Origin of the sequence: Enterovibrio sp. FF113, from assembly GCF_041439165.1 — a bacterium.
Taxonomy (GTDB): Bacteria; Pseudomonadota; Gammaproteobacteria; order Enterobacterales; family Vibrionaceae; genus Enterovibrio; species Enterovibrio norvegicus_A.
The window spans coordinates 148,972-156,707 of the sequence record NZ_JBGONO010000007.1 but is presented as its reverse complement, the minus strand read 5'-3'; the positions used below and the strand labels follow the sequence as shown (position 1 = coordinate 156,707).

At 49.1% G+C, this 7,736-nt stretch carries 7 protein-coding genes; 2 read left to right on the top strand and 5 right to left on the bottom strand.

Features of this window, described 5'->3' with window-relative positions; translation table 11 throughout:
* Positions 1–96 precede the first annotated feature (96 nt).
* Complete coding sequence (locus tag ACED36_RS07625; RefSeq protein ID WP_371733035.1) at positions 97–1,059, top strand: transposase; 963 nt, start codon at positions 97–99, stop codon at positions 1,057–1,059.
* Positions 1,060–1,130: 71 nt separating this feature from the next.
* Here ACED36_RS07625 and ACED36_RS07620 read toward each other — a convergent pair whose 3' ends face one another.
* Both ACED36_RS07620 and ACED36_RS07615 read right to left on the bottom strand, forming a co-directional pair.
* A complete protein-coding gene (locus ACED36_RS07620) occupies positions 1,131–1,544 on the bottom strand; it encodes a hypothetical protein (protein WP_371733034.1) in 414 nt (137 codons plus the stop codon).
* Positions 1,510–2,490 carry a type IV toxin-antitoxin system AbiEi family antitoxin gene (locus tag ACED36_RS07615; RefSeq protein ID WP_371733033.1) on the bottom strand — a complete coding sequence of 327 codons (981 nt, stop codon included), beginning with the start codon at positions 2,488–2,490 and terminating at the stop codon, positions 1,510–1,512. Before ACED36_RS07615 ends, ACED36_RS07620 begins: the two co-directional genes overlap by 35 nt.
* A 626-nt stretch (positions 2,491–3,116) precedes the next feature.
* On the opposite strand from ACED36_RS07615, the gene ACED36_RS07610 reads away from it, so the two are divergent.
* Complete coding sequence (locus ACED36_RS07610) at positions 3,117–4,688, top strand: cryptochrome/photolyase family protein (RefSeq protein ID WP_371733032.1); 1,572 nt, start codon at positions 3,117–3,119, stop codon at positions 4,686–4,688.
* Between the two features lie 49 nt (positions 4,689–4,737).
* Here the strand turns inward: ACED36_RS07610 and ACED36_RS07605 are convergent, their stop codons facing one another.
* The 3 genes from ACED36_RS07605 to speB all read right to left on the bottom strand — a co-directional run bounded on the left by ACED36_RS07605 (position 4,738) and on the right by speB (position 7,708).
* Positions 4,738–5,694 (bottom strand): ChaN family lipoprotein, encoded by a 957-nt coding sequence (locus tag ACED36_RS07605; RefSeq protein WP_371733031.1) that lies wholly within the window; start codon positions 5,692–5,694, stop codon positions 4,738–4,740.
* A 94-nt stretch (positions 5,695–5,788) separates the two neighbouring features.
* Positions 5,789–6,643 carry a 23S rRNA (guanine(745)-N(1))-methyltransferase gene (gene rlmA, locus ACED36_RS07600; protein WP_371733030.1) on the bottom strand — a complete coding sequence of 285 codons (855 nt, stop codon included), beginning with the start codon at positions 6,641–6,643 and terminating at the stop codon, positions 5,789–5,791.
* Positions 6,644–6,784: 141 nt separating this feature from the next.
* Positions 6,785–7,708, bottom strand: coding sequence for an agmatinase (speB, locus tag ACED36_RS07595; protein ID WP_371733029.1), 924 nt, complete (start codon positions 7,706–7,708; stop codon positions 6,785–6,787).
* Positions 7,709–7,736: the final 28 nt, after the last annotated feature.

Sequence of the window (7,736 nt, the reverse complement as noted above, 5' to 3'; positions counted from 1 at the left end):
GTGCTTTCAGACTCAAAGGCAATGCGCAAAGATGAATGGTTAACTGTTGAACGATATTATCTCTGTATCGTTTAATAGATAGCCACTTTACTGCCAATGACAAAAGCCCGCGCCTCTCTCATCAGTGTCGACGCCACCCCTTACTATCACTGCGTTTCGCGCTGTGTTCGTCGCTCCTTTCTCTGTGGCTACGACGAACACGCGCAGCAATCCTACGAACATCGTAGAGGCTGGATTGAAAAACGGTTGTTAGCGTTGGCAAATGCATTCTGTGTTGATGTTTGTGCTTACGCCATTATGAGCAATCATTACCATGTGGTTCTTCATATCAATATGGAAAAGGCCAAAGAGCTGGCTCAAAGTGATGTTGTTGAGCGCTGGTTGGCGTTTCATCAAGGCCCCTCACTGATCCAGCGTTTTATTCAAGGCGATAAGCTGTCAGAGGCGGAAGCTGAACGATGCAGTGAGATCATTGAAGTGTGGCGGGAGAGGCTTGCTTCGATTAGCTGGTTCATGCGGTTACTCAATCAACATATTGCGTCAGAGGCCAACAAAGAAGATAAATGTACCGGCCACTTCTGGGAAGGACGGTTTAAAAGTCAGGCGCTGTTAGATGAAAAAGCCTTGGCGGCAGCGATGGCTTATGTGGATTTAAATCCAGTACGTGCTGCGATCGCAGACGCGCCGGAAACGTCTGACTTCACGAGCGTAAAAGCGCGAATTGAAGCGATAGAGACTGATAAACCAGGCGCTATTGGGTTGCTGCGTTTTGCGGGAAACCCCAGAGAAAATATGCCAGAAGGTATACCTTTTCGCTTGATGGATTATTTAGAGTTGGTTGATTGGACGGGGCGTCAATGCCGAGAGGATAAGCGCGGTCATATTGATCATCATGAACCTGAAATACTTAGCCGCCTAGGGTTCGACTCTGCTGAATGGCTGAGTACCTACGCGCAAGTTGAAAAAGGAACCTTGATTGGCGCTGAATCATCCATCAAAACAGCGCTGCCCTTGCTTGGACGAAAACGACTTTGCGGGTTTCGCATCGCTGCTAGCTAGCGTCGGCAACACTTCCTCCATATTTGAACAATCACCGCATTGGTGATTTTCGCATACCTGTTTTATGGCAATCACCTTTGAAATCTAGCTAGACTCTCCTTTATCCATCTCCAAAAACACCTTTTTGAACAACAGAACAGAGACATGAGAGATGGTTTCTTCTTTTCCAAAGTGACGATTTTTAATGTGACTGTCCAAGTATTACCCAATCGGTGTTCAACACGGGAGGGCTTTAAGCCAGCTGCCAGCAGCTTCTTTCTGGTTGCATGAAAAGCATCCCAGCTGTCGACCAAAATGGCGGTATCAATATCCCGGGTGGCGCGGATTGGCGGGTAGCCATGAATACCGTGAAGCACCACATCACGGGCGGTGGCTCCGGCAATGAAATAAGGCACGCCAAGCCCGTTGATGATCCGCACCAGGCTATCAAGTGCCCGCTCAAACTGCGGGTTAAGGGAGTGAATGAAGGTGTAGGTATTGGCCATTTAAGATCTCTGCGGCTTCTCGGTTGCGGCTATCGTTGCTGGCCAGAAGCTCTGCCACGGTGAGCAGAACCTGAGCGGCTGTGTTTATACTTAGGCTTTTTCCCCAAAAAGGGGCAGCAATCAGGAGTTGCCCGTCAGTGGAGGGCCGAGCCTGAAGCTCGCGCATTTTTTTCTGTATCGGATCGCGGGTAAACAACCAGTATTCTTCTGGCTCAAGGTAATTTGTCAACGTTGCAGCGGCGACTTCTCCCCCCCAGAGATCTCCCTCTTCCAGTGTCATGGCTTGCCAGTGAAGCGGTGTTTTCACCCGAAAGGGGGCAAGTTTTTTTCTGAGCACCTGAGGGTATGCCGCCAGCCATTGCTGAATAAGGGTAGATCTATCCAAAAAGCGTCGGGACTTTTTGTCTTTGGGGATAGCCTGGATATCGATAAGGTACTTCAGTGTTTTACTGACCATCCCCAATGAAACACCGGACTTTTCGGCCATCACTTCATAGGGTTGATTGAGGAGTTTATCGTCAGCCAGCAGGGCAAACAGGCATTTCATGAGCCCTACACTCAAGCTTGGGCGCGTATCCTGAGTATTTTCCCGTTTCTTCCCTTCTATATGGAGGAAAAAACCGGGCTGCACAATATGGGCGTTACCGGCTTCATCTAAATAATTGATGCCTCTTTCTTCACTGTACTGTCGCAAGAAAGCGCTGAGTGGATTACAGATCAGCAGGGTTTCACGTTGGCGTTGTGTTTGTAGAAAAGCATCCAGTGTCGCTTTGCGGTGAATACGTTTGATGTTCGCATCAAACGTCCGTGCTTCCCCTGCTATTTTCAGGGTCACGGTGGCACCTACGCCAATGTCTCGCGCATCGGTGTCCTGATAATGGATGTCGGTGATCTCGATGTGTTCAGGCAGTGCATCCAATGCCTGACTCAATATCTGCTGTTCCATTTTTTTCACGATTTATGTATTTTCATGATTCATGAAATATATCACCGAGGTCATGTATTTTCCAGTTGGATACATATATCGTCATCAAAAAGCGACTTAGTATGTTGAAATATATGACTAATCCATCTCAAAAAGAAAAGGTAAGGATTGCCACCATTTCAAAGTGTGTTCACCTTTTCTTGTGCAATGTTGCATGTGATTGAGCAGAGCAATTTTGATGAATAACTGGGAGTACGTAAATTTTAGTGAAAATCATGAAATGGACTATCGCTTGGGTTGGCAAATAGAAATCTGAATATAACCGGAAATACCTAAGGGACAACACGCAATGGACAGCAAAGAGCAAACTGAATAAAACGCGCGTTACCCATGCTGACTTCAAGCCTTTTGTTGTCGCTGATAAAACCACGGTTGATTAATGCTTGGTTGTATTGCTTGCCTTTGTATTTGACATTGGCGGCTGCGATTCTTTGGCGTTTTGTTTATCGGTGGAGGTGCGGAGGTAAGCGCTACTATCTGGATGCTCTAAAAAACAGTCAGTTAATAAACAAAAAGAACAATCCATTTATCATCAGGTTTCGTACCTATTTCAAATGCACTGATCCTTAGGACTGAGTGAGTACCCAATGACTGCAACCTATTCGCGATTACGTTTGATTTTGGGTGATCAACTCAATGCAAGCCACTCGTGGTTTCGTGAGCAAGATGACGACACCTTGTATGTCATCGCTGAACTGCACCAAGAAGCCAGCTATGTACCTCACCATGTGCAAAAGGTGTGTGCCTTCTTCGCCGCAATGTCTGCTTTCGCACAAGCGTTGCAACAGGCAGGGCACAGAGTTTTGCACTTAACTTTGGATGACACTGCGCCGTTTTCGGATTTACCTACTTTGCTTACGCACCTCATCGAGCAACATGGCGTGAGTGCATTCGAATACCAATTGCCGGATGAATATCGCCTGCGGGAGCAAATGCTGGTGTTTGCTTCATCGCTGTCGATTGCTTCTAAGGCGGTTGAGTCTGAGCACTTCTACCTTTCTGAGCAAGCGCTTACCCGCGACTTTAAACAAGGTAAGCGACACCGTATGGAAGCCTTCTACCGCAAGATGCGTGTGCGATTTAATGTCTTGATGGACGGCGAAAATCCCGAAGGCGGGCAATGGAATTTCGATGCGGATAATCGAAACAAACTCAAAGCGAAAGACATCGATGATGTGCCTGAGCCGCTGCTGTTTGGTCATGATGTTACTGACATTCTCGCGCGCATCGAACGCCACAAAATCAAGGTGATTGGAAAGCCTGACTCAAATCTACTGTGGCCGATAACACGCACGCAAGCGAACGAATTACTGACGTTTTTCTGCCAGCATTGCTTACCCAACTTTGGACGCTTCCAAGATGCGATGACGGGGCAGACCGATGAGGAAGGCAAGCGCAAACAATGGAGCTTGTATCACTCTCGGCTGTCGTTTGCGCTAAACAGCAAAATCTTGAGCCCTCAGCATGTGGTGGACGCGGCGATTCATCACTATCACACGCGACCCGATGAAATCAGCTTGGCGCAAGTGGAAGGCTTTGTTCGCCAAATCATCGGTTGGCGTGAGTTTATTCGCGGGATCTATTGGGTGAACATGCCGGAGTACGCCACGCTGAATAGGTTGGCTGCCACCCGCGATTTGCCGTCTTGGTTTTGGACGGGCAACACCAAAATGAGCTGCATGAAACACGCGATCGAACAGTCGCTGGATTATGCTTACGCGCACCATATTCAACGTTTGATGATCACCGGTAATTTCTGCCTGATCAGCGGCATCGAACCTGCTCAAGTGGATGAGTGGTATCTCGGGATTTATATCGATGCGATTGAGTGGGTGGAACTGCCCAATACGCGTGGCATGAGCCAGTTTGCTGATGGCGGTATTGTGGGATCGAAAGCGTACGCAGCAAGCGGCAATTACGTGAAGAAAATGAGCGATTACTGCGGAAATTGCCATTATAAGGTCGTGAAAACCACCGAAGATGACGCTTGCCCGTTGAACGCGCTTTATTGGCATTTTATGGATAAACACCAAGACGATTTTGGCGGCAACCCAAGAACCAAAATGGTGTATGCGAACTGGAATAAGAAAACCGATGATCAACAAAAAGCGGTGTTGGACAAGGCTGCTCATAGCCTCAAAAATATTGAGCAGTTGTAGTGGCTGAACGTTTTTGAGTCGTTGCTATTTCATTGCTTTGAGCTTTGAGCTAGGAACAATCTGGTGCTTTTCTGCTGCTATGGCGCATGGTTCCAATCGCTTCCTGCATTTCTTTCTCTGACAGCCATTGCTCAGGCAGTGGGTTGACGACCAATCGATAATCTTTAACGTCGTTGGGCAACGGCGCATCTGGGGTTTGCGGCGAAACAATGGCGATCTTGAGGCTGGGGTTTCGCGCCAAAATACGGCTGGCAATACCTAAGCCATTCTCAACATGGAACGCGCCTGCAATGTGCATGATTTTGTAATTTGGGTTTTCTGCCAAAAATTCGACCATGCTTTCGGCCATGGTGTCGTCCCACGCGATTTGTGCCAGATATTGGTTATTGGTTTTCTCTTCGTTGCCGTGGAACATCACGGACAAGAATTTCTCTTTGTACGGCGAGGGCGCACTTGAGAGGGTTTGTGCCACGTAGCGACGTTTCTCCGAAGGTAATGTATCAAGGTAGCCTTCCCCTTTAGCGGCGAGGCAACGCACGATCTCTTTCGTGGTATTCGCCGCAATAACAGGCATGGCATTGGCTTTCGCGATTTCAATCAAAGGGCGATAATCACTGGCGTAGTTTGGCCACTTTTCACTTTTCTTCAGTAATGCACTTTCCCCAAAATCACCTTGAAGATAGCCGTCAATCAGGCTTTGGTCTGGGCGTGAAAATTGCTCCATAGACAGCGCAGTGTCGGGATAACGGGCGGCGAGAGTAGAAAGCAATTGCGCCTGAAATAAGTGAATACCAGGGTGGGTGTGCCATTCCCCTACCAATATGACGTCAGCGTCACTCAGTGCATTGGCAAGTTCGTTGAGCGAATAGGGGACGCCATTGGGGGATTCAATGTGGTAGTCGTAAAGCGTGCCCGTGGGGGCAGGGGTTTCTTTCGGTGTAAGTGGGTGACTGCAACCTAAAAGCGTCGCGAGAATGAAGGCGGTGGAGAATGCGCGTATCGACATGAATTCGTGTCCTTGAATATCAGGAGATACGCACCAGTATGACGGAAAACGCGGGTGATTGCTTTGTTGCGTTATTCCCGCGTTTTTCTGCTTTTTAGGCTTTCTTGCGATAAACGCGCAGGGTGAAATCTGCTTCGCAAGCAAATTGCTCAGTCTCTTTCAACGTCTGCCACAACGCCTCAGGTGCTCGCCATGCAAACGGCGTCATTTGAAGCAATGTGGTTGCGTCTTCACTGTTGAGTGTCATTGGATAGGCAACGCTGTGCTCGGCTTCCAGTTCAAACCCCGGCAGATCTTCCACAGGGACATCATGAAGCTTCACGCCGTCATAAATACCCTCTTTGAGCTGATACAGGTGACGAGGGCCTGGCGTCACAGTCACGACCACGCCGTTGTCTTTGATGGTGCGCTGAAGCTCTTCACCGTTACAAGGTGCGTAGATGCGTACTACCGCGCTCAGTTGCGCGTCGGCAAAGGGTAGGCGTTGGCTTGAGGCGACCAAGAAATCGCATTCTGGGTAGCGTTTGGCTGCATGGCGGATCATCACTTTAGAAATGTCCAAACCGACGACCTTTGCACCGCTCTGTGCCTTGGTATGACTGAGTGCCTTGGCAAAATGGCTGGTGTAATAACCTTCACCGCAACCGATATCCAATAGCTGGCTGTATGTCTGAGACTTTCCCTCAACCATGGTGTGCTCAGCTAATAACCCTGTGAGCAAGTCGCATACCGCATCACGCATGGGCTGATAGTGACCGCCATTAAGAAATTGGCGACGCGCCTGCATCATTTCTTTGTTATCACCGGGATCTTTTGATCGCTTGTGCTGCACCGGCAAAAGGTTCACATAGCCTTCTTTTGCTACATCAAACTGGTGGTTGTTAGTGCATTTGTAAGTACGTTCTTTGAGAAAAAGCGGTTGCTGACACAGCGGACAAAGGTATGACATGGCGATGTTTCGGTCGGATTGAATGAGGGCAAAGGATACGGCGCAAGGCGCGTGGCATCAAGGTTTAATGAAAAGCGCCCGACAGTGCGAGCGCTTTCTTGGCTTTCTTTGGTGTGTTCATGTTCAAAAAAAACGTGCGAACTACGCCCTCTTGCGGTTTGCCGCCCAAACATGCAGCAAGTCAGTCGCAATGGTTGCTGCTGCCAAAGACGTTAGTTCTGCATGGTCATAGGCAGGGGCCACTTCGACCACATCCATGCCCATTAAGTTGATCCCTTGTAAACCACGGATGACTTTCAAGACTTTGTCCATGGTCATGCCGCCACAGACCGGTGTGCCAGTGCCTGGTGCAAAGGCAGGATCTAAGCAGTCAATGTCGAACGTTAGGTAAACGGGACGATCGCCAACACGCGCTTTGATCGCGTCAACGATTTGGTCTGCTGACCAGTCATTGGCCGTTGCCGCGTCCACCACTTGGTAGCCCAGTTTGTGGCTGTGCTCGGTACGAATACCGATTTGAATCGAGCTGTGTGGGTCAATCAAACCTTCGTTGGGCGCATGATAGAACATGGTGCCGTGGTCATATTGACTGCCCATGTCGTAGGTGTCTGTGTGCGCGTCAAAGTGTACCAGCGCCATTTCACCAAACTGTTTGGCGTGAGCACGTAGCAGCGGCAGAGTAACAAAGTGATCGCCGCCAAAGGTGAGCAGTGTTTTCCCTTCTGCCAGTAGGCTGGTGGCATGGGCTTCTAAGCGTTCGCACATTTGCGCTGCGTCACCGCAATCAAAAACGAGATCGCCGCAATCGGCCATTTTGATTTCTTTGGTCAGTGAAAAGTCCCACGGCCAGCGTTTACCTTCCCAAGCAAGATTGATCGAAGCCTGACGAATGGCCCCTGGCCCCATGCGGCTGCCTGAACGCCCCGTGGTCGCCATATCAAATGGCACACCGGTGATGATAACGTCGGCGTCGCAACCGTGTGGTTGGAAAACCAATGGCTGACGAAGAAAACCGAACGCATTGGAATACAGCGAATAATCTGGGTAGTTGGCCAGTGTTGCCATGAAATAACTCCCTATCAAATACGAATTG

Bases quoted from the DNA above. Each gene is read 5' to 3' on its own strand.
- rlmA (WP_371733030.1), bottom strand. From the start codon at position 6,643: ATGTCATACCTTTGTCCGCTGTGTCAGCAACCGCTTTTTCTCAAAGAA.
- speB (WP_371733029.1), bottom strand. From the start codon at position 7,708: ATGGCAACACTGGCCAACTACCCAGATTATTCGCTGTATTCCAATGCG.
- ACED36_RS07615 (WP_371733033.1), bottom strand. From the start codon at position 2,490: ATGGAACAGCAGATATTGAGTCAGGCATTGGATGCACTGCCTGAACAC.
- ACED36_RS07605 (WP_371733031.1), bottom strand. From the start codon at position 5,694: ATGTCGATACGCGCATTCTCCACCGCCTTCATTCTCGCGACGCTTTTA.
- ACED36_RS07620 (WP_371733034.1), bottom strand. From the start codon at position 1,544: ATGGCCAATACCTACACCTTCATTCACTCCCTTAACCCGCAGTTTGAG.
- ACED36_RS07625 (WP_371733035.1), top strand. From the start codon at position 97: ATGACAAAAGCCCGCGCCTCTCTCATCAGTGTCGACGCCACCCCTTAC.
- ACED36_RS07610 (WP_371733032.1), top strand. From the start codon at position 3,117: ATGACTGCAACCTATTCGCGATTACGTTTGATTTTGGGTGATCAACTC.